The 19,520-nt window shown below is 67.6% G+C and carries 22 protein-coding genes; 11 read left to right on the plus strand and 11 right to left on the minus strand.

The genetic code is table 11. The features are described 5' to 3' along the window. Nucleotides 1-148 precede the first annotated feature (148 nt). Nucleotides 149-931, minus strand: a complete 783-nt coding sequence (locus tag N5875_RS22370; protein WP_318210784.1) for an SDR family oxidoreductase — start codon at nt 929-931, stop codon at nt 149-151. A gap of 92 nt (nt 932-1,023) precedes the next feature. Between N5875_RS22370 and N5875_RS22375 the strand changes: the two genes are divergently transcribed. Then, nucleotides 1,024-1,851: a hypothetical protein gene (locus N5875_RS22375; protein WP_338495556.1), complete on the plus strand. Its 828-nt coding sequence runs from the start codon at nt 1,024-1,026 to the stop codon at nt 1,849-1,851. Nucleotides 1,852-1,964: 113 nt separating this feature from the next. On the opposite strand, the gene N5875_RS22380 is transcribed toward N5875_RS22375, so the two are convergent. From N5875_RS22380 to N5875_RS22390, 3 genes are all read right to left on the minus strand, one after another. Continuing rightward, on the minus strand, nt 1,965-2,165 hold the full coding sequence (locus N5875_RS22380; RefSeq protein WP_266892984.1) for a DUF397 domain-containing protein: 201 nt from the start codon (nt 2,163-2,165) through the stop codon (nt 1,965-1,967). 163 nt (nt 2,166-2,328) lie between these two features. After that, nucleotides 2,329-3,189, minus strand: a complete 861-nt coding sequence (locus N5875_RS22385) for a helix-turn-helix transcriptional regulator (protein WP_318210786.1) — start codon at nt 3,187-3,189, stop codon at nt 2,329-2,331. Nucleotides 3,190-3,434: 245 nt separating this feature from the next. Then, nucleotides 3,435-4,133: a GPP34 family phosphoprotein gene (locus N5875_RS22390; protein WP_318210787.1), complete on the minus strand. Its 699-nt coding sequence runs from the start codon at nt 4,131-4,133 to the stop codon at nt 3,435-3,437. A gap of 194 nt (nt 4,134-4,327) precedes the next feature. On the opposite strand from N5875_RS22390, the gene N5875_RS22395 reads away from it, so the two are divergent. Then, nucleotides 4,328-6,616 (plus strand): serine hydrolase, encoded by a 2,289-nt coding sequence (locus N5875_RS22395; RefSeq protein WP_338495557.1) that lies wholly within the window; start codon nt 4,328-4,330, stop codon nt 6,614-6,616. 363 nt (nt 6,617-6,979) lie between these two features. Further along, nucleotides 6,980-8,665, plus strand: a complete 1,686-nt coding sequence (locus N5875_RS22400) for an MFS transporter (RefSeq protein ID WP_318210946.1) — start codon at nt 6,980-6,982, stop codon at nt 8,663-8,665. Nucleotides 8,666-8,739: 74 nt separating this feature from the next. On the opposite strand, the gene N5875_RS22405 is transcribed toward N5875_RS22400, so the two are convergent. Beyond that, nucleotides 8,740-9,177, minus strand: a complete 438-nt coding sequence (locus N5875_RS22405) for a hypothetical protein (protein WP_338495558.1) — start codon at nt 9,175-9,177, stop codon at nt 8,740-8,742. A gap of 298 nt (nt 9,178-9,475) precedes the next feature. On the opposite strand from N5875_RS22405, the gene N5875_RS22410 reads away from it, so the two are divergent. After that, a complete protein-coding gene (locus tag N5875_RS22410) occupies nt 9,476-9,943 on the plus strand; it encodes a DUF4240 domain-containing protein (RefSeq protein WP_338499231.1) in 468 nt (155 codons plus the stop codon). Between the two features lie 6 nt (nt 9,944-9,949). On the opposite strand, the gene N5875_RS22415 is transcribed toward N5875_RS22410, so the two are convergent. After that, a complete protein-coding gene (locus tag N5875_RS22415) occupies nt 9,950-10,372 on the minus strand; it encodes a DUF6578 domain-containing protein (protein ID WP_338495559.1) in 423 nt (140 codons plus the stop codon). Nucleotides 10,373-10,671: 299 nt separating this feature from the next. After that, nucleotides 10,672-11,424, minus strand: a complete 753-nt coding sequence (locus tag N5875_RS22420) for a GntR family transcriptional regulator (protein WP_338495560.1) — start codon at nt 11,422-11,424, stop codon at nt 10,672-10,674. 78 nt (nt 11,425-11,502) lie between these two features. Between N5875_RS22420 and N5875_RS22425 the strand changes: the two genes are divergently transcribed. From N5875_RS22425 to N5875_RS22440, 4 genes are all read left to right on the plus strand, one after another. Further along, entirely contained in the window at nt 11,503-11,781 is a 279-nt protein-coding gene (locus tag N5875_RS22425) for a hypothetical protein (protein ID WP_338499232.1), read from the plus strand. Between the two features lie 484 nt (nt 11,782-12,265). Then, complete coding sequence (locus tag N5875_RS22430; protein WP_338499234.1) at nt 12,266-12,490, plus strand: hypothetical protein; 225 nt, start codon at nt 12,266-12,268, stop codon at nt 12,488-12,490. Nucleotides 12,491-12,498: 8 nt separating this feature from the next. Then, nucleotides 12,499-13,170, plus strand: coding sequence for a GntR family transcriptional regulator (locus N5875_RS22435; RefSeq protein ID WP_338495561.1), 672 nt, complete (start codon nt 12,499-12,501; stop codon nt 13,168-13,170). Next, on the plus strand, nt 13,167-13,511 hold the full coding sequence (locus N5875_RS22440) for a hypothetical protein (RefSeq protein ID WP_338495562.1): 345 nt from the start codon (nt 13,167-13,169) through the stop codon (nt 13,509-13,511). Before N5875_RS22435 ends, N5875_RS22440 begins: the two co-directional genes overlap by 4 nt. Before the next feature lie 112 nt (nt 13,512-13,623). Here N5875_RS22440 and N5875_RS22445 read toward each other — a convergent pair whose 3' ends face one another. The 4 genes from N5875_RS22445 to N5875_RS22460 all read right to left on the minus strand — a co-directional run bounded on the left by N5875_RS22445 (nt 13,624) and on the right by N5875_RS22460 (nt 16,781). Continuing rightward, entirely contained in the window at nt 13,624-14,271 is a 648-nt protein-coding gene (locus N5875_RS22445; RefSeq protein ID WP_338495563.1) for an MAE_28990/MAE_18760 family HEPN-like nuclease, read from the minus strand. Between the two features lie 2 nt (nt 14,272-14,273). After that, on the minus strand, nt 14,274-15,359 hold the full coding sequence (locus tag N5875_RS22450; RefSeq protein ID WP_338495564.1) for a DUF262 domain-containing protein: 1,086 nt from the start codon (nt 15,357-15,359) through the stop codon (nt 14,274-14,276). Between the two features lie 478 nt (nt 15,360-15,837). Next, the gene (locus N5875_RS22455; protein WP_338495565.1) at nt 15,838-16,314 is read right to left on the minus strand and encodes a hypothetical protein; all 477 of its coding nucleotides are present in this window, start codon (nt 16,312-16,314) and stop codon (nt 15,838-15,840) included. Continuing rightward, nucleotides 16,311-16,781 (minus strand): NUDIX domain-containing protein, encoded by a 471-nt coding sequence (locus N5875_RS22460; RefSeq protein WP_338495566.1) that lies wholly within the window; start codon nt 16,779-16,781, stop codon nt 16,311-16,313. The genes N5875_RS22455 and N5875_RS22460 overlap by 4 nt, the downstream gene beginning before the upstream one ends. A gap of 18 nt (nt 16,782-16,799) precedes the next feature. Between N5875_RS22460 and N5875_RS22465 the strand changes: the two genes are divergently transcribed. The 3 genes from N5875_RS22465 (at nt 16,800) to N5875_RS22475 (ending at nt 19,441) form a co-directional block, all read left to right on the plus strand. Then, nucleotides 16,800-17,579 (plus strand): GntR family transcriptional regulator, encoded by a 780-nt coding sequence (locus N5875_RS22465; RefSeq protein WP_338499235.1) that lies wholly within the window; start codon nt 16,800-16,802, stop codon nt 17,577-17,579. 138 nt (nt 17,580-17,717) lie between these two features. Next, nucleotides 17,718-18,074 (plus strand): hypothetical protein, encoded by a 357-nt coding sequence (locus tag N5875_RS22470; RefSeq protein WP_150269278.1) that lies wholly within the window; start codon nt 17,718-17,720, stop codon nt 18,072-18,074. 2 nt (nt 18,075-18,076) lie between these two features. Continuing rightward, complete coding sequence (locus tag N5875_RS22475; RefSeq protein ID WP_338495567.1) at nt 18,077-19,441, plus strand: FtsK/SpoIIIE domain-containing protein; 1,365 nt, start codon at nt 18,077-18,079, stop codon at nt 19,439-19,441. The last annotated feature ends 79 nt before the right edge of the window (nt 19,442-19,520 follow it).

Raw genomic sequence — 19,520 nt, forward strand, 5'->3', positions numbered from 1 at the left:
GCCTTGTGAACGCCGTTCATGGTGTGGCGAGTTACAAGGCAGGGACAATGCAATGGAGGGTCAAGGGACAGTAAAATCGTTCTGTTTACTGACCCTTGTTCATGTCTATGAACTTGTCCGGGGTGGAATCAGAAGGTTCCGATGGGTTTCAGCGCATCAGCTCCCCGGCGTTCACGAGCAGCGACTGACCCGTGATCGCCCGCGCCCGGTCCGAGGCGAGGAAGGCTGCCGCCTCCGCCACGTCCCCGTCCGTCGCGAGCTCCGGAAGTGCCATCCGCTCGGTGAGCCGGGCGAGCACCTCCGCCTCCGGCACCTTCTCGGTGTGCGCGGTGAACTGGACGAAGGCCTGCACCGGCGGCCCCCACATCCATCCCGGCAGGACGGTGTTGACCCGGATGCGATACGGCCCGAGCTCGTGCGCGAGCGAGTACATCGCCGAGGTCAGTGCCCCCTTCGAGGCCGCGTACGCCGCCTGGCGCACCTGTGTGGGCGCGGCCACGGCCGACTGCGTACCGATGAGGACGACCGACCCCCCGCGCGCCTTGAGCGCCGGCAGGCAGGCCCGGGTCATCCGCAGGGTCCCGAGCAGATTGACGTCCAGGACGCCCTGCCAGGTGGCGAAGTCGGCGTCCTCCAGGCCGCCGAAGCAGGAGTCCCGGGCGGCGACGTGCACCACCGCGTCGATCCCGCCGAAGCGCTCGGTCGCGAGAGCGGCGAGGGCCTCGCACTGCCCCTCGTCGGTGATGTCGGTGGCGCGGTACGCGGTACGGCGGCCCGCCGGGTCGATCTCGGCGGCGGACTTGGCGAGGTTGGCCTCGGTACGGGCACCGAGGACCGCGTTGCCCCCGTCCCGTACGACCGTCTCGGCGATGCGGTGACCGAGCCCGGCACCGACACCCGACACGACGACCGTCTTCCCCTGGAGCAGCATCCGGGTCCTCCCTGGGCCTGTTCATGAATCTGACGGTCCGTCAGAGTAGGGCGGAGCCGTCGACAAGGGAAGACAACGGAAGGGGAACGAGGATGAGCGAGGAGACGCGGAGCGAGACGTACGCGGAGCTGGCCGCGGTCGGCCCGTACGGGGTGCGGCCCGGCCACGCGCTGATCACCATGGTCGAGCCGCATCCGGGCCACGAGTACGCGTACAACCGCTGGTACGAGGACGACCACTACTACGCCGGCGCCATGGCCATGCCCTGGATGTACGCGGGCCGCCGCTGGGTCGCCACCCGGGAGCTCCAGCAGTTGCGCCGGCCCGAGAAGTCGGCGGTCGCCCAGCCCGTCACTGCGGGCTGCTACCTCTCCACGTACTGGATCACCGAGGGCCGCTACGACGACCACATGAAGTGGACCGTCGGCATCAACAAACGCCTCAACCGCGACGCCCGCGTCCACCAGGAACGGACCCATGTCTTCACCGCGTTCCAGGACCACGAGGCGACCGTCTACCGCGACGGGGCGGCCGGCCCGCGCGACTTCCACGCCCTCGACCACCCCTACGCCGGGCTGATCCTCCAGGTCGTCGACACGGAGGGCCCCGAGGAGCGGGCGGCCCTCCTCGAACGACTGCGGAGCAGGGAACTGCCCCGGCGCCTCACCGGCTCACCGGCGGCGATGGTCACGATCTTCCGCCCGACCCCGCTGCCGGGCGACCGCATGACGTACGTGAAGCAGGTCGAGGGCGTCGACACCCGGCTGACCCTGCTGTGGTTCCTGGAACGGGACCCGAGGGAGTGCTGGACGGAGCACTTCGGGGACCTGGAGTCGCTGGGGGCGGGCCGGGTGGAGCTGATGGCGCCCTTCATCCCGACGGTGCCGGGGACGGACCGGTACGTGGACGAGCTGCGGTAGCGGGCCGGACGTACCGGAAAAGGCCGAGCCCCCTCGGCCAGGACGGCGGACCGGTCGAGAGGGCTCTTTCGTGCTGCTGGTACTGCTCGTGATGACGGCTCGAGCGGCGGGGCTCAGAGGGCCCCGTTGCTCACCTCGCCGACGAAGGCGTTCCACGATCCCGGTCCGAAAGAGAGGGAGGGACCCTCGGGGGCCTTGGAGTCGCGCACCGCGATCGCGGCCACGAGGGGGGACTTCACTTCGACGCAGGCCCCGTTCCCTCCGGAGTACGAGGACTTCGTCCAGGTGTCGGTGCCACCCTGAATAATCGCCATGCTGCTCAGCTCCGGTTCTGCCAGTGGGTGTGTATCGCGCCAACGTTCTTGCCGGCGTGATCGACGCTACTCGCCGGCCCCGTCCGGCGGGACCGGCGTTCACACGTCCGAGTGGCATATTCCAACTGAGCTTCCGTGGGAGCGAGTACGGGGTGTACGGTGCTCAGCCCTTGGAGTGCTTCTTCACCATCTCCGAGATGAAGTCGCGGGTCTGCTCGACGTTCAGCGCCTGCGCCCTGAGGTGCTCGTACATGACGCTGTACTTGCCGACGTCCTGCGCCTTCTCCAGGTACAGATCGCTCGTCACGCCCTCGATGTAGACGACGCTGGAGTCGGACGTGTCCGGGAACTCCAGGATCGAGTACTGCCCGCTGATCCCCGGATGCGCGCCCATCTCGAACGGGATCACCTGCACGGTGACGTGCGGCAGGTGCGACTGCTCGATGAGGTGCTCCAGCTGCTCCACCATCAGCTGCCTGCTGCCGACGATCCGGTGCAGCGCACCCTCGTCGATGACCGCCCACAGGCGCAGCGGACGCTCCTCGTCCCGGATCCGCTCCTGGCGGCGGGTGCGGACGGTGACCCGCTTGTCGATGTCGGTCGGTGTCGACTCCGGCATCGCACCGGAGATCACGGCCTCCGCGTACGCGGGGGTCTGGAGCAGTCCGGGGATGATCTGCGACTCGTACATCCGCAGGCTCTCCGCGTCCGTCTCCAGACCGATGTAGACGCTGTACGGGATGTCGCCGAAGGCGTGCCACCAGCCCTGCTGGCGCGAGTCCTTGGCCATCTGCATGAGCGAGTCGACCATGCGCTCGTCCTCGACCTCGTACACGCCGCACAGGTCGCGCACATCGCGCTGGCTGATGGAACGGCGGCCGTTCTCCAGCCGGCTGATCTTGGACTGGGAGACGAGAAGACGCTCGGCGACCTGCTCGGCCGTCATGTTCTTCGCTTCCCGGAGCTTGCGCAGCTCCTGGCCCAATCGGCGTCGCCTGACGGTGGGGTTGACGTTGGACGCCACGGAAACTGCACCTCCGGCTGTCTGCTGCGTAGCTGTGGGTATCTACCGCTTGGCAGACTGCCACCAAAGGCCAGGCGTGCGCTGGAAAATGACCACAACGTATGCACGGCGGAACGCCGGAGACGCCCGGGACGCGCGTGTGCGGGGCGGCCGTCCAGACCGCCCCGCACACTTGTGCGGCTCCCGGGATGGTTCTCTTGTGCGCTGTTGTGCGCTGTTCTTCTTCGGTTCTACGCGTGGGATGCCTAGTGCGCCGCCGCGCGGGCCATGTTGCCGCGAGGCTGCGCCGGGACACCCGCGGCGCTCCGGCGCGGCTGTGCAGCCGCGCCGTTCTGGACGTCCATCACGGCGTGCGCCACGAGTCCGCCCATCGGGTCGTGCCGGATCAGATCGCGCAGCCGGGACCGCGACGACCGTCCTTCGTTGCCGGGGTAGAGGTGCTTCCCGAGACCGACCGCGTGGGCCAGCGCGGCAAGCGCCGCGGTCCGCGGGTCCGGCGGTACGCCGGTGCGGATCGCACTGTCCAGCCGGGAACGGATCTCCCGACTGATCGCCGTGTCCGTCGCCTGGTAGCGAGTCGTCGGCAACACCCCGCACATCTGGCCCTCCACGGCATGCACCATGCCGCATCGCTCCAGATGCGAGAGATACGTCTGGCGGAGCCCCAGTCGGGGCCCGCCGATCCAGTGGACGGCCCGAACCGGACTGCCGCGCCTGCGCAGCAGTTCCAGTGCGGAGTCCAAGGTCGGATCTCCGGTCGGCCGTGGCATCACCACGGCGATACGATCCCCGTCAGGGGCTATCCGGCCTGCCAGCGCCAGCTCCACTAGCTGTGCTCCGGCCAGGCCGAGGTCGAGCGACTGCGGCTGCGCTGTGGTACCCGTGGTCGGGTCCAGAGCGAGCAGCAGAAGCTCCTCCGGAATGGTTCTGCGGCTCCTGCCCATCCATGCCTCCCCGCGTGGATGAATGACAGGGTGACCCCTCTCACATTCATCTGTCGAGAGTGCCTGGGTGGTTCATCCGGGAACCAGTAGGTATGTCGTTCTCGTCTAGCACGGGGGCCAAGGGGTTCACACAGGACACTGGTACACGGACCGGTCATGGTCCGTACGTACGCACGACGCATGGAGGAGGCACGGTGGCGGGCGAGTCCCCCGACAAGGCGGAGCAGCAGGGGTCGTCTCAGGAGACGACGGCCTCGGGCGGCGGCGGCAGGGATCCTCGGCTTTCCGTGCTCCATAAGTCGGACGCCTCGTCGGCGGCTTCGGTTTCGTCGCCGCCGGCATCGGCGGTGCAGGTGGACCAGCCGACGGCCGTCTTCAAGACCCTGGCGCCGCGGACCCCGGAGGACGACGCACCGGCGGCTGCGCCGGAGCGGTCGGAGCAGTCGGAGGCGGAGCCGGAGCCGGAGAAGGCTCCGGAGTCCGAGAGCGACCGTCTGAAGGCCGCGGTGGCGGCGTGGGTGGCGACGGCGGAGGACGCGCCCGAGGAGTCCGAGGAGTCCGAGGAGTCCGACGAGGACGACGACGAGGACGAGCCGGAGGGCGACGCGGCGGAGTCGGACGAGTCCGCTGAGGACGAGCTGGAGCCGGAGGACGAGGAGTCCGTGGAGCCGAAGGCGACCACGGAGCCGTTCACGGAGAAGTCCTCCGCGGAATCCTGGTTCGCGGCGCGGAAGCCGGCGGCGGACGAGGAGCCCGCGACCGAGGAGCCCGCCGACACCCCCGCCGAATCCGCCGAGTCTGCCGACTCCGGCGACGGCGTCGACGACGAGCCGGTCGATCAGCCGACGACCATGTTCAAGGCCGTCCGGCTGCCGGTGGACCAGCCCACGACCGCCCTGAAGCTCCCGTCGTCCCTGACCGGCAACGGCAACGGCAACGGCACCGGGGATACGGACAGCGAGCGCACCAGCACCTTCCTGCCGCTGCGGGCGGACATCCCGGCCGAGCAGAAGGCTCAGAAGGCCCAGGCGGCCGCGGCGGCCCCCAAGGCGCCCGAGGCTCCCCGGCCCGCCGCCTCCGCCCCCGTACAGCCGAAGGCGCCCTCGGCGTCGGCGCCCACAGCCGCGCCCGCCCCCGCATCCGCTCCCGCTCCCGCGCTCTCCGAGCCGGAGCGGACGCGGCAGCAGCCGCTCCCGCCGCTGCCCCCGCTCGACCTGCTCGCCGAGCTGACGAACACCCCGCCCCCGCCGCCGACTCCGCTGCGGACGACCGTGCGTCGGGTGCGGATCTGGACCCCGCTGATCGTGCTGATCCTGATCGTCTTTGCGATCGTGCAGATGGTCCGCCCGCTGCCCGCGCCCGTGCTGACGCTCACGGCCGCGCCGACCTTCACCTTCGGCGGCGGTGAGCTGAAGCTGCCGTTCCCGACCGAGGGGCAGGGCGCCGTCGAGGTCGAGGGCGTCGGATCGATGGGTACGTACGGGGCGCAGAAGCCGGCCCCGATCGCGAGCGTCACGAAGACGATGACGGCGTACGTGATCCTCCGTGACCACCCGCTCAAGGGGAGCCAGAAGGGCCCCGAGATCGAGATCGACCAGAAGGCCGCCGATCAGGGCAAGGCGGAGCACGAGTCGACGGCGCCGGTCCAGCAGGGTCAGACGTACACGGAGAAGGAGCTCCTGGAGCTCCTCATGATCCCCTCCGCGAACAACGTGGCCCGGCTGCTCGCGCGCTGGGACGCCGGTTCGGAAGCCGCGTTCGTCGAGAAGATGAACGCCGCCGCGAAGGACCTGGGCATGACCCAGTCCACGTACACCGACCCGTCGGGTCTGCTCGACAGCACCGTGTCGACCCCGCAGGACCAGCTGAAGCTGGCGAAGGCGGTCATGCAGTACGACGTGTTCCGCGAGATCGTGAACATGCCGAACGTGACGGTGGACGGCATCCCCGGCCGGATCGAGAACAACAACAACATCCTGCTCAAGCCGGGTGTCAGCGGCATCAAGACCGGCTCGTCGACCCCGGCGGGCGGCAATCTGCTCTGGTCGGCGAACACGGTCGTCGACGGCAAGAACCGGCGCATCCTCGGCATCGTGATGGGCGCGAAGGACGCGGAGCAGCTCGGCCAGAAGCTCCAGCTCGCCATCGACAACAGCTACAAGCTGATCCAGCAGGCCCAGAAGGACGTCACCTCGGCGGCCGTCGTCCGCAAGGGCCAGGTCCTCGGCTACGTGGACGACGGCCTCGGCGGCCGGACGCCGGTCGTGGCGACGAAGGAGCTCAAGGCGATCGGCTGGCCGGGCCTCCAGGTGAAGCTGGCGCTGACGGACGGCGGCAAGGCCGTCCCGCACACCGGCAAGGCGGGCGACATCGTCGGCCAGGTGTCGATCGGCACCGGCGCCGGCAAGGTCAGCTCCCCGGTCGCGCTGAAGACGGACCTGGCGGAGCCGGGCTTCGACAAGAAGCTGACCCGCGTGGGCTGAGCGGCCACCCACTCGGCTGGGTTCCCCGAGTTCTCCGGGGAGCCCAGCTGTTAGCGTTTTCCTGGGGACGAGTACGACGCGTGACAACCGCGCGAGATGCGAGATGCGAGACGGGCAGCACGGGAAAGGGCCGCAGTGACCACCGCCGAGCCGACACGCGCCGACCGCGCGGACTCAGCCCCTGACTCCGACCACGCCGACGGTCGTACCGATGGCCAAGCCGACACCGCGACAGCAACCGACGCCACCGACGACGACGCGTCTCCTGATTCGCTCCCGCGAATAGTGCTTCCGGCGCAGCGGCCCGCCCCGGCGTCCACCGCCCCGGCCCCGGCCCCGCGGCGGAAGCGCCGCTACACGGTCATGGCGGCCACCGGCCTCGCGGCCGTCACCCACATCCTGTGGTTCTTCTTCTTCGCGAACAGCGGCGGCGACCTGGCGGCGCAGGACGCATGGGCCGAGTTCGTCGGCCGGCACCCGGACTCGGCGTACAACCTGGCCTGGTACGGCGGGATGCACCCGGTCTCGTACAGCGTCGTGTCGCCGTATCTGATGTCGATGCTCGGCGTGCGCAGCACGATGATGGTCGCGGGGACGCTGTCGGCGGGGCTGACCGCGCTGATCCTGGTGCGGGTGCGGGCGGTCCGTAACCCGCTCGCGTGCTCGCTCGCGGGCGTCTTCGCGTTCCTCTGCAATGCCCTGTCGGGGCGGGTGACCTTCGGTCTCGGCATGATGTTCGCGGTCGGCGCGGTCGCGGCGGTGTTCTGCTGGCCGCACCGCTGGCGCCGCAAGCGCTGGGCGAAGGCCGCGGTGGCGGCGCCGCTCGCCGGCCTGGCGACGGCGTGCAGCCCGGTGGCGGGTCTGTTCCTGGGGGTCGCGGCGGCGGCTCTCTTCCTGAACCGCCGGCGGCCGGGTGCGTACGCGCTGGGCCTGGCGCCGGTGGCGGTCGTGGCGCTGTCCTCGTGGCTGTTCCCCTTCTCGGGCACGCAGCCGATGGCCTTCGGCTCGACGGCGCTGCCGCTGCTGTTCGGCGTGCTGACCTTCCTCCTCGTCCCGAAGGACTGGCGGACGGTCCGCACCGCGGCGGCGGTGTACACGATCGGCACGCTGCTGACCTGGCTGATCGACTCGCAGATCGGCTCGAACATCTCGCGGCTCCCGATGCTCTTCGCGGGCGTCGTGCTGCTGGCGGCCCTGCCGTACACGGCGCCGCGCTCACGCCGCTGGTACGCGCTGGTAGTGGCCTTCGTCGGCCTGAACTTCTGGATCGGCTTCAAGGGCGTCGACGACGTGATCCGTACCGCCCCGGACGCCTCCTGGGCGCGCGAGCTCGCGCCGCTGATCAACCAGCTCCAGGTGCGGGACGCGCGCAAGGCGCGGGTGGAGGTCGTACCGGCGTCGAGCCACCGTGAGTCCTCGGCGCTGAGCCCGTACATCAACCTGGCGCGGGGCTGGAACCGTCAGGCGGACATGGAGCGCAACCCGCTCTTCTACGACGACACGCTGAACTCCGTGAACTACGAGGACTGGCTCCACCGCTGGGCCGTCCACTTCGTGGTGCTGCCGACGGGCGCGCCCGACTCGGGCGCGGAGCAGGAGGCGGAACTGGTCGACGAGGGCCTGCCGTACCTGAAGCAGGTCTGGTCGGACGAGAACTGGCGCCTGTACGAGGTCGCGAACCCGACGCCGCTCGCGAACCCGCCGGCGGTGGTGCAGAGCGCGGAGGAGAACGAGGTCGTGATCCGCGTCGAATCCCCCGGCCGGGTCCTCATCCGCGTCCCGTACTCCCCGTGGCTGGCCCTGGTGGACGAGAACGGCGGCAAGATCGAATCCCCGCAGGAGACGGAGGCGTCGAAGCTGGCCCGCGAGGAGTCGGACACCGAGCTCCCGAAGGTCTTCGCCAACGAGGAGGGCTGCCTCTTCAAGACGGAGGCGGACGCGGAGGGCGACGAATGGACGGAACTGGTCGCCCCGAAGGCCGGCGTCTACCGCCTGGCGGCCCCGTACAAACTCTCCCGGGGCACACCGTGCCCGGAAGAACTCCGCTGACTCCGGTGACTCTCCGCTGATCCGAAGCCGGCGCTAAGGGCGCCGGTATCCGACCGGCCGATCCGGCGTCGCCGTCACGGGTACCGATACCCGGCCAGCATCCGCCGCATGGCGAAGGCGTGCCCACGGCTCCCGATGACGAGCGCCCGGTAGACCCGCCCGGCCGCCCCGGGAAAGACGGCGCGGGTCTCGGCGCGCAGCCGGCAGCGCCCGTCCGTCAGCTCCTCGACCCGGAAGACGAGGCTGTACGAGGAGAACCGGTGCCGCCCCTCCAGCGCCAGCTCCCGTCCCGCCACGAGCCCGGCGACCCGGAACCCGGGAAACTCCGACCCCACGCCGAGCGGCCGGACCCCACCGTGCTCCCGGGGAACGGCCCCAACGAGCCGCGCGTACCGCGCCCCACCCCCCGTGGAAAGCGACCGCCCGACCCCCACCAGCAACCGCCGCCACAACTCCTCGACCCCGGCGTCCACGACGACGACATGCTCGTCGACGAACGGCAACACACTCACGGAGCCTGCCTTCGGTCGGCTGCGGGACATCAGGGGGATGCTACGACGACCGTCAGGAGGCAGGACGGGGTACGACGACAAAGACCACCTGGTGACATCACCAGATGGTCTTCTCGCTTGTGCCCCCGGCAGGATTCGAACCTGCGACACCCGCTTTAGGAGTTCGATCCTACGCCCGTAGCCGGGCATGGACCGCTACTGACGGCTGCTGCGGACAGCCGGGAACGACCGTCGCCATCCACCGTCGTTGATGTCAGCCGTGGATGTCAGACCGGCCTGACATCCTGCGCCCGTGAGAATGACATGGGCCGACTTCTGGGCACTGATGGCCACCCTGAACGGCGAAGCAACCGAAGAGAGCTGCCAGCGCCTCGCTGAGGAACTGAGCCGCCGCTCCGTCCCCGACATCATCGGTTTCGCGGAGCGTAACGCCGAGGCTCTGTACCGCTTGGACCAGGAGAAGTTCGGCACCCTGCCGGTGGTCGACCTGACGGCCCGGTACGGCAGTCCCTTCCCGCAGTCGGCCGACGTGTTCCTGTACGCACGCTGCGCCGTGGTGGCCGCGGGGCAAGCTGTGTGGGAGAGCGTCTTCTTCGACGTCGACAAGTTCACCCCGTACACCGCCAGCGAGTGCGACGGCGAGTGGCTGCTGTACGTGCCGGACAAGGCGTACGAGCTGGCCACCGGCGAGGAGTGGGACCGCTCAACCCGGTACTGCTTCGAGAGCTACTCCAACCGAGACGGTTGGCCAGACCTGCGGAGCTGAGACGAGCTACCGCCTGATCGGGATAGCGGCATCTTCGGGCTCGTCGGAGGCACGCCGTGCGGTCACCAGGTAGCCCGCGAAGCCAACGTCCGGCCTGGCCTTCGCCCACCCGTCCGCCGCCTTGACCGGGACCAGAACGGTCGTGCCCGGAACGGGGTAGTTCGCCTTGTCCGTGGCGCCCGGGGGTACCCCGTAGCGGCAGTGCACCTCGACGATCGACACCACCTCCACCGAGGTGGGTGTGTGCCCCTCCCCCTGGCCGTGGTGCTCCTCGCGGAAGTCGATCTCATCCGCACGTTCGCCACCGACGATGTCGGCGTAGTCCTCCGGATCGACCTCCAGCAGCGTCCACGAGACGACATCCCCTGGCGCGAAGCTTTCTCCGCAGCACTGCATCTGCCAGTCATCGACCCAGATCGTCAACGTCATGCCGCCATTGTCTGTCGCCCCGGGGCCTGTTGTTGTCGACGGTGGGCGTCAGCGAACCAGGTTGGGGATGGGGCAGCGCTCCAGCGGTTCGTCCTGGCGGTCGGCCCAGTGCCACCAGAGAACTCGGTCCGGGCAACGCCACAGGGAACGACAGACTCGCTTCTCGTCCTCTTCGCGCAGGCAGAGGACGTATCCCTTCCACTCCATGGACCGATCCCACTCGGGGCAGCGGAGGGGCCAGTCAGCCATTGCGTGCAACCTGTCTCAGTCGTTCTGTCAGTGGTCGGTCGTAGCGTCCGTCAGCTGATGGGGATCTCATAGACGATCTCGCACAGTGCTGCGGGCACAACGATGTCCGCAGTTTCCACGGGCCGTCCTTGGTCGCTGTAGTAGGTCCGCCGGATGTGCGTGACGAGCGCGGCCTTCTGGATCCCAAGGAGCGACGCTTCCTCAGCGGTCGCCTGCCGCGGCTCGGGCTGCTCGACGGCGTGGCTGATGGTGACGCCGATCTGGGCCATCCGGTTCACGACGCCGGCCCCGGCATGAGGCCCACCCTCAGGAAGGACGACGAGGGTCCCGCCGGTGAGGTCGTACGGCTCCCAGCTCGTCGACAACTGCACGGGCCGCCCGTCGGCGAGGAACTCGTACACGGTCCGGACACACAGCTCGCCCTCACCGATCCCGAGCCGCGCAGCGATCTCCGCCGGCGCGGGCACCTTGGCATCGGTCCGGCTCTCCCAGCCGCCATTCCGCCCCACGGCCTTCATGTCGGCCCGGAAGGGCGATCCGTCGGGCTGCTCGCGCGCCGCAGACCGAACCATCCGCACCCGCTGCCGGGGCTCGGCCACGTAGGTCCCAGACCCGGCCCGCCCCTCCAGCACGCCCTGGGAGATCAACAACTCCTGGGCCCGGCGAACGACGTTCTCGCCCACCCCGCACTCCTGGCCGATCTGGGCCCGAGAGGGCAGCCGGTCACCAGGAGTCCACTCGTGCTCCGCGATCCGCCGCCGGAGTACGTCGGCGATGTGGAGGTAAGGCGGCTGCTCAGGCATATGGAAAATCTAGTCCACTAGCTCTAATCTAGTTAACTAGCTTCACTGAAAGTGATCGCCGGTGACGGAGGCTTCCCTGTGCCTGCTCCAGAAGTAAGCGCGGAGGCCCTGGCTGCCCGGCTGTCAGCCGCCGGACTCACCACACGGACGGAAGCGCACCCCTGGCACACATCGATCGAAGCGGAGGTACCGGAATCCCTCCCCGCCGAGACATGGCGGGAGGTCTTGGAAGTCGTGGCGGCGGCAGACCGATTCGGTCTCCTGGCCACCAGCCTGGGCGGCCGCACCCTATGGGCCGTCGTGAACAAAGTGGTCCCCGCGACGGGCGATGTCCGGGGACCTGGCCATCAGCGATAGGAGCTGATCAGCGTGCTCAACCGTATCCGCCGCGCCATCACGCGCACCAGAGAGCGATACGCCCAAGAGGCCCGGCACCGCGAGGTGTTAAGGCTGACCCGTCCGCCGCTTGTCCTGCCCAACCCGTCCGATGAACTGACGCTGCTCCTGCGACGGCTCGGAGATCGCACGGACTTCCTCCCGGGAGAGGCGACGGCTCTCGTCCGTCCGTACGTCCTGGCCGTCGAGCAACGCACCCGGCAGAGCTCGGCGCCGGTCCCGCACCACATCCTCGCCCACACTTGCTTTGCGCCGGCGGAGACCCTCGGATGACCCGTGTCCCCTTGGCAGCAGCCACGCCCTACGAGTCCAGCGCGTGCCGGATCGGCACCCACCAGGAGTGCGCACACTCCTCTCCGACGACGGCGCCAATCGGCATCCCAGTCATCTATGAGGCGTGCGCCTGCTCCTGCCACCGCGCGACCACGTCACCGGAGGCGACATCGTGAACGGCTTCCCCCCGGGTGGCGCACTCGCCTCCCCGGTCGAGATCACCACGGCCACCGTGCAGCGCGGCGACGTCATCCAGATCGGCGGCCAACCGTGCCGAGTAGCTGACCTCCGCCAACTCCCCGGCGGCGCCAAGCGCCTCCTCTTCGAATCGGGCGAACTCCTGACGATGCACACCCGTACGCGCTTGATCGCCGTACGCGTGCTCAGAAGGTGGTGATCGACCCAATGCGGTCCCTCCGCCACACCATCGCCGACGACCTCCGGTCCCAGATCACCACCGGCGAACTCACGGCCGGCACCCGCCTTCCCTCGGAGCCCCAGCTCGCCACGCACTACAAGGTCAGCACTCCAACCCTGCGGAATGCCCTGGCACTCCTCCAGGCCGAGGGCCTGATCGAGAAGATCCACGGCAAGGGCAACTTCGTCCGCCACCCCCTCCGCAGACTCACGTACACCGGAGGCCGCCTCACCCCGGACGGAGACCTCCACGTCACGATCCGCACGACCAACCTCCGAGCGCGCGGACACCTGATCCCCCTACTCAAGGTCCCGTCGCGGGCGCTGCTGACGGAGTTCTTCTGCGTCACTCATCAGGGGGAGTCGCCGCACAGCCTGGCCCGCATCTACGTCCCTCGCGACCTGGCGCCCGCGGAGCTCCATTGGCACCGATCCGGCGTGAGCCAAAGCCGAGACCGGGTCAGTGCCCGCCTCCCCACCCCCGAGGAAGCCTCAACTCTTCGCATCAGCTCGGCGCTGGCCGTCCTCTCGATCACTCGCGTGTCGACCGACAACACCGGCCGTGTGGTCGAGGCAGCACTTCTGGTCCTTCCCAGCGACCGCACGGATGCGCTCTTCGACACGCACCACGTAACCAACGAGAAAGGACAGGAAGGATGACGCTCCACAACGAACTCCGTCTCCTGCCGTGGTCGAGCCCCGACGGCAAGCCCTGCTATCTGAGCACCGACGACGAAGACAGCCACCTGTCGCGCCTAGCCGATAGCACCGAAGCGATCCAACTCTGTGACGCGGCTGAACTCGTGGCGCATGCTCTGGAAGTCATCGGCAACGAGGGGACGGAGTCTGACGAGTTGCGTAGCCTGTCGGCCGACCTGGTCGAGGCCCTGCGGGACACACTCCGCGTAGCGACGAGCCGTGGCTATCGCCTGCAAGCACCCGGCTTCGCCGATCGCACAGGCAAGGATGCCCCGCGGCAGTCGGCTGCAGCGTTCGGCTAGCGGCAACGAGCACCATGCTGCAGAGAGCCCCTGCCTGACGGCCGGGGCTCTCTGCAGTTGCCGCACCGCGCGTACGGCTCCGGAAGCGCAGTGTGTTACCACCTTCGCCTGGTCACGGACTGGCGCTTCTCTTTCTATAGAGCTGATTGCTGACGGCATCGACTACCAGATTACGGATGGTCTCGATTATCGAGATCACCTCATAGTGCAGCTCCTCGTAACCTACGTGGTCAAGTGCAAGGAACTCCCCATGTGCAATTTTATTGCGGGAGGTGAGGAGAGAGTGGTCGATTAGCATCGTCTTTGTTTCGAACGGCGCCGGGCTTAGACCGAGTGACGTCATGAGGTCAAAGAGGACGTCGCTATTTAGGTTCGACTGTGTGTCGATTCCATCCCTTGAAGGGATGAAGGGGCGATCGTCTCTGGTGTCGCGCAGCATGGTGATGCGCCTGACGGACCGCCGGGAGGCTGTGAGGTTTTGCTCCTTAGCGATGGCCGCCTCTATTGCGAGTGCGACGAAGCAGTCTTGAAGCTCAGAGTTCTTTAGTTTGCGGCGCGCGACATATTGTAGATAGTTCGAGAGTGATTTCTTTGCGTAGCCTTCCCAGTGTGCGTATAGGAGGGCGACGCCTGCACGGCATAGACCAGTTCGGCTGGGTCCGCGCGCGGCGCGAATTTGGCTGAGGATGCTATGCATCTCGATGCGGCGCCACGCCAGATCCTCATCCAATGCGTCTTCGAGCTCTCCAGGTGTGCGCATTCCTATCCCTGAAAGATTCTTTCGCCCACCTCTACCATGTATGGGATACGCCTGTTTGTGCGCTTCCCCCCGCCGCTTCGTTGGGTGAATACTGAATCCTGCCAGACGCGCTTAACTCGGTCGCGAACCATTTGCAGCCGGTCATGCTCCTCGGGTACGTCCCGCCAGAACTCGTAATTCCGGGCGATCCCGCTGGTGACGGCCTCAAAGGCTGAAACGCTAAAGGCTCCGGCGAACCGATCGCCGTCTCCGTAGTAGCGGCGAAATGACTTCTCTCCTAGTGCTTCCTTTAGGAGCGAAAAGACGAAGCGAAAACGTTCTGCCTCCTTTTCTCTATCAAAGGTGGGGTCCGCGACGAACTCTCTCATCTGATCAGTGAGGAACTCTCCGAAGTCTCCCATCTCGCGAAGCTCGGACATTGTTGCGCGGGCGCAGGCGAGGTATCGTAGAATGTTCTCGGTTCCGTACGATTCCCTTTCCTTTCTTTCCGTAATGTCGACAACGCTCGTGTAGTAGCCTTGTGCCGCGAGGTCGTCAAGCCACCTTGAAAAGCTTGGGTCAAGCATTACGGCAAGACAGTTTCGAGCTTCTTGCTCTGACAGGCGAGTGCCGCTGTTAAGCCTCTGGAAGAGGTCGAATTTTGCCTGATCGTCGCTCTCTTTCTGCACGATTTGGAAATCGAGGCGTGCGCGCTTAAAGACTCGACGTTGCGCTTCCGAGAGTTCTACGATATCCGATGGGTCGATTTCTGAGTCCGGTGAAATGGCCTCGGTGTCCCAGGTGACCCCGGAGAGTGATGTCAGATACTCGCCACTAGTGAGCGGGAGTGGAAGGTCGATCTCGCCTTTGTCGTCCTTTAGGACTCCCATGAAGCGAAAGATCGTCGAGAGTCGCTGGACTCCATCGACCACATCCCATACGCCGTCTGATCGCTGCGCTACGAAGATGGGGGGGATGGGGATGCCCAAGAATACGCTCTCCACCAAGCGAGACTGCTGCTCAAGAGTCCAACGGAAAATCCGCTGAAACTCTGGGTGGGTTTCAAGGTCCCCATCCAGATACATGGCCGCGACTTCGTTGATCGACATGCTGTATCGATCTGTGTGAATCTCTCGCGAGCGGTCGTCGATCTCGTCTTGCAGGCTTTGCTTCACCAGTACACTCCGAGGCTCTTCCGGTAAGTGCGGCGAGTGTATCGACGACTGCGGTGCCGGGAGTGGTTCCGAGGTCGGTGGAGCGGCTTTGGGCTGGAGCTGCTTTGGGGCGAGTGATCATGGCCCCGTAAGCTTCCGGCGCGTCGGGCAGTCTGTGGACCTGCCCGGTAAAGCACGACGTTGGGGCCATGATCTTAGAGGCTCGCCCCAAAGTGGCTGCCTAAAGCCGTGGAGCCGACCGGCCCCAGCCACAGAGGGGTTCACCACCCATCAATCCGAGCTGTCAGGCGTGCGGCCGGCGGTCGGGCTGGAGCGGGGCGGAGACAGGAGCGCAGGCCCGGGCGACGGGCCGCGCGCGCCGCGCCGTGCGCGGCGGGTGCCTTGATGAGGTAGGGAAACTCTTACCGCGTCGCTACGCGCTGGGGGCCGTGAAAGTCTCGGCGTTCGTGGCGATGCTCCGGGACAAGGCCTCCAAGGAGCACTCGATCCGGGCGTCCGCTTCGGGGACAAAGTCTGCGACCTCGCGGGCCGTTGCCAGGTAGTCGGAGGGCATGAAGCTCCAGCCCTCTATCCGGCTCCACCCCGCTTGTACCTCGGCGTTATGGCCGTCTGCGGATGAGACGCGGAGCCAGGCTGTGCACTGGTCGGAGAAGTCGTAGGGCAGGTAGGCCGTGCCCCCTGTGCCCTTCAGCTCGTCGACCTGGCTCCTCCACTGCTCCAAGAGACGTGCGAGGTCCGTCTTGAGGTCTGTTGACGCTGTGGGGGAGTCGTCGATGGCGAGGTAGTACGAATCGCTGGTGTGGCGGTAGGGCCCAAGGCGCAAGCGGAGGTTGTCGTGGGAGCTCCCGTCTGACAGGAGCTCGAAGTTGAGCGCTACAGGGGTCGTCATGCTGACCTTCCCAGGAGCTGCCGGCCGTCGTGGCTGCGGACGTGGGGGCCTTCGTCATCCAGGGCGTCCAGGAGGCGGATCGCGTACACCTCCGTCATGCGGTCGGTGATCTCTGCCGGGGTGAGCCACTCGACCGCGGTTGATTCGGCGGAGGTTTGCTCCTCGCCGCCTGTGGGCTTGCAGCGGAAGACCAACGCCACGATGCCTCGGGTGGTGTTCTTGTAGACGCCGGTCAGTTCTTCGACCTCTACTCGGATGCCTGTCTCTTCCCAGACCTCGCGGGCCACGCCCTCTTCGGGGGCCTCCGTGAGTTCGAGGACGCCGCCCGGGAGTTCCCAGGTGCCGTTGTCTGCTCGGCGGATCGCCAGGAGGCGGCCGTCTTCGCGTACGACTGCGCCCGCGACGGACACGGAGTGCAGTGGCGTTGACGTCGTCTCTCGGGCGCTGTTACTCATGTACAGGAGCATAGGAGAGTGGGAAAGACTGTGGGAACTCCAGTAGGAGGTGGTCGGTCCGTACCTCGGTACGTCCAGATCGCCGAGGAGATTGTTCAGCAGATCCAGGCTGGGGTTCTCAAGCCTGGCGACCTGGTGCCGAGTGAGTCCGAGCTCGTCGAGCGGTACGGCGTTGCCGGCGGGACCATCCGTAAGGCGATGGTCGAGGTTCGTGCGAGCGGGCTTGTGGAGACGAGGCACGGCAAGGGGTCGATCGTGAAGGACCGGCCGCCCGTGCGGCTGCGGTCGTCGGATCGGTTTCGGGCGTCGCATCGGCGTGGGGGGAAGGCCGCATACCTTGCGGAGTCCGCTCAGTCTGGTGCCACCGCCAAGGTGAGCGTCCTCTACATCGGGCCGATGGAGGCGCCGGAGGACATCGCCGAGCGGCTGGGCGTCGACGCCGGTACGCAGGTGCTCGCGCGGCGGCGTCTGTACTTCCGTAACGGCGTGCCCGTTGAGACCGCCTCCTCCTACCTTCCGTGGGACGTCGTCAAGGACATCCCGCAGCTCTTCTCCGAGAACCCCGGGCCCGGTGGGATCTACGCCCGGCTGGAGGATGATGGGCACGTCTTCGTCGAGTTCGTGGAGACGTTGCAGGCTCGGCCGGCCGCCAAGGCTGAGGCGTCCGAACTTGCCCTGAGCCCCGGGGCCCCCGTCGTTCACCTGCTGCGGAACGCCGTCACCAAGACCGGTCGCGTGGTCGAGGTGTGTGACACCCTCATGGCCGCTGACCAGTTCGTCTTCGAGTATCGGATCCCTGCCGCCGACTGACGCGCGGTCAACTCTCCTCAACCCGCTTGGACTTCTTCGTCCGGGCGGGTTGACTCATGTATAGGAGTCGGGCACTCTTCTTCACGTCACTCATATACATGAGTGACGGAGTCCAGCACTTCTAGAGGAGTGATCTCTGTGCGTCAGATCCCCGTCGACACCTCCGCGGCCTCCGTGATGGTCGCCCAGTCCCCGCAGCCCAAGGTGAAGGACCGGCGTACCGGCGAGCGCGCCATGGACGCCGAGACCGGCGCCGCGCTGTCGACCGTGGACGTGATGTTCGCGGCGAACGGTGAGGTCGAGATCCTGACCGTGACCGTCCCGGAGACCGGTGTCTCCGCCGACCTCGTCATGGGCACCCCGGTCGCGGTCACCGGCCTGATCGCCCGGCCTTGGGAGAACGAGTTCAACGGCCAGCGCCGACACGGCATCGCCTTCCGCGCCGTCGCGGTCACCTCGCTCGTTGGCAGCGCTGCGACCTCGAAGGCCGCCTGATCATGCGGTGGTTGATCGTCTCCGCTGTGCTGGTCGTCGCCTTCGCAGGTCTCCTGCGGTGGCGGCGGCCCGCCTGGTACTGGCTGACCTTCGGGGTCGTACTCGCCACCCTTAGGGTCCTGGGCCGGTACTCCTCGGTCATGGACGCCTGCGGGCTCACCGTTCCTCCGCCCCGCTGGCGTCTCGCCATCGCCCGCATGGCCAACCGGCCCGTGCCGGAGCCCCGGGCCCCGCGCATCCTGCGGCTTCGGCCCACCCGGACCGGCCTCGTCTTACGGCTGGGGCTCCGCCCCGGACAGGACGCCTTCGACGTTGCTGCCTCGTGCGACCGGCTGCGGCACTCGTTCGGCATGCACGGCGTGGCCTCCCAGGAGCTCCGCTCCGGCGTCGTCGAACTGCGGATGACCGGTTACGACGTGCTCAAGCGGGTGCAGATGCCCGCCGGCGTCGAGCGCTCGACCATGCGCTTACCGGTCGCTCTGCGCGAGGACGGTGCCGTTCATTACCGCGACTACCGCACCACCCCGCACGCCCTCACGATCGGAGCTACCAAGTCCGGGAAGTCCGTCTACCAGCGGAATCTTGTCGCTGAACTCGCTGCCCAGGAAGTGGCCTTGGTGGGGATCGACTGCAAGCAAGGAGTCGAGCTGTTCCCTCTGGCCCGTCGTTTCTCCGCTCTCGCCGACAACCCCGACACCGCCGCCGACCTCCTCGACGCGCTCATCGCGCACATGGAGGGTGTCTACCAACTCATCCGCGCCGAACAGCGCATCACCGCCGACACCCCGGACGCCGACATCGCCGCCGACATCTGGGACCTGCCCGACCACCTCCGTCCCGTTCCCGTCGTCCTCCTCGTCGACGAGGTCGCCGAACTCGCCCTCTTCGCCAGGAAGGAGGAAGAGAAGCGGCGAGACCGGATCATCACCTCACTCGCTCGACTCGCCCAGCTCGGCCGGGCCGCCGGCATCTATCTGGAGATCTGCGGGCAGCGCTTCGGCTCCGAACTCGGCAAGGGCATCACCATGCTCCGCGCTCAGCTCAGTGTCCGTACCGCCCACCGCGTCAACGACGAGACCAGCGCCAACATGGCCTTCGGCGACATCGCGCCGGACGCCGTCCTCGCCACCGTCCAGATCCCTGTCGACTCGCCCGGCCTCGCGATCACCGGCGACGCCTCCGGCGGCTGGGCCCGCATCCGTACGCCGCACACCTCGCTCCGTACGGCCGTCAACGCCTGCAACAAGTACGCGCACCTCGTCCCGGACCTGCCCGGCCTTGCCGCCTTCCGGCCCGCCGTCGCGCCGCTCGTACACCCGGTCAAGGTTCCGGCCCCGGCGTCTGCCGAGTCGTCGGCTACCGCCTGACCTTCCCCGTCCCACCCGGTCGGCGCGACCGCATCGCGCCACGTCCCTACCCCGCCATGCCCCGAACGCCTGCAAAAGG

Source organism: Streptomyces sp. SJL17-4, from assembly GCF_036826855.1.
In the GTDB taxonomy this organism is placed as follows: Bacteria; Actinomycetota; Actinomycetes; order Streptomycetales; family Streptomycetaceae; genus Streptomyces.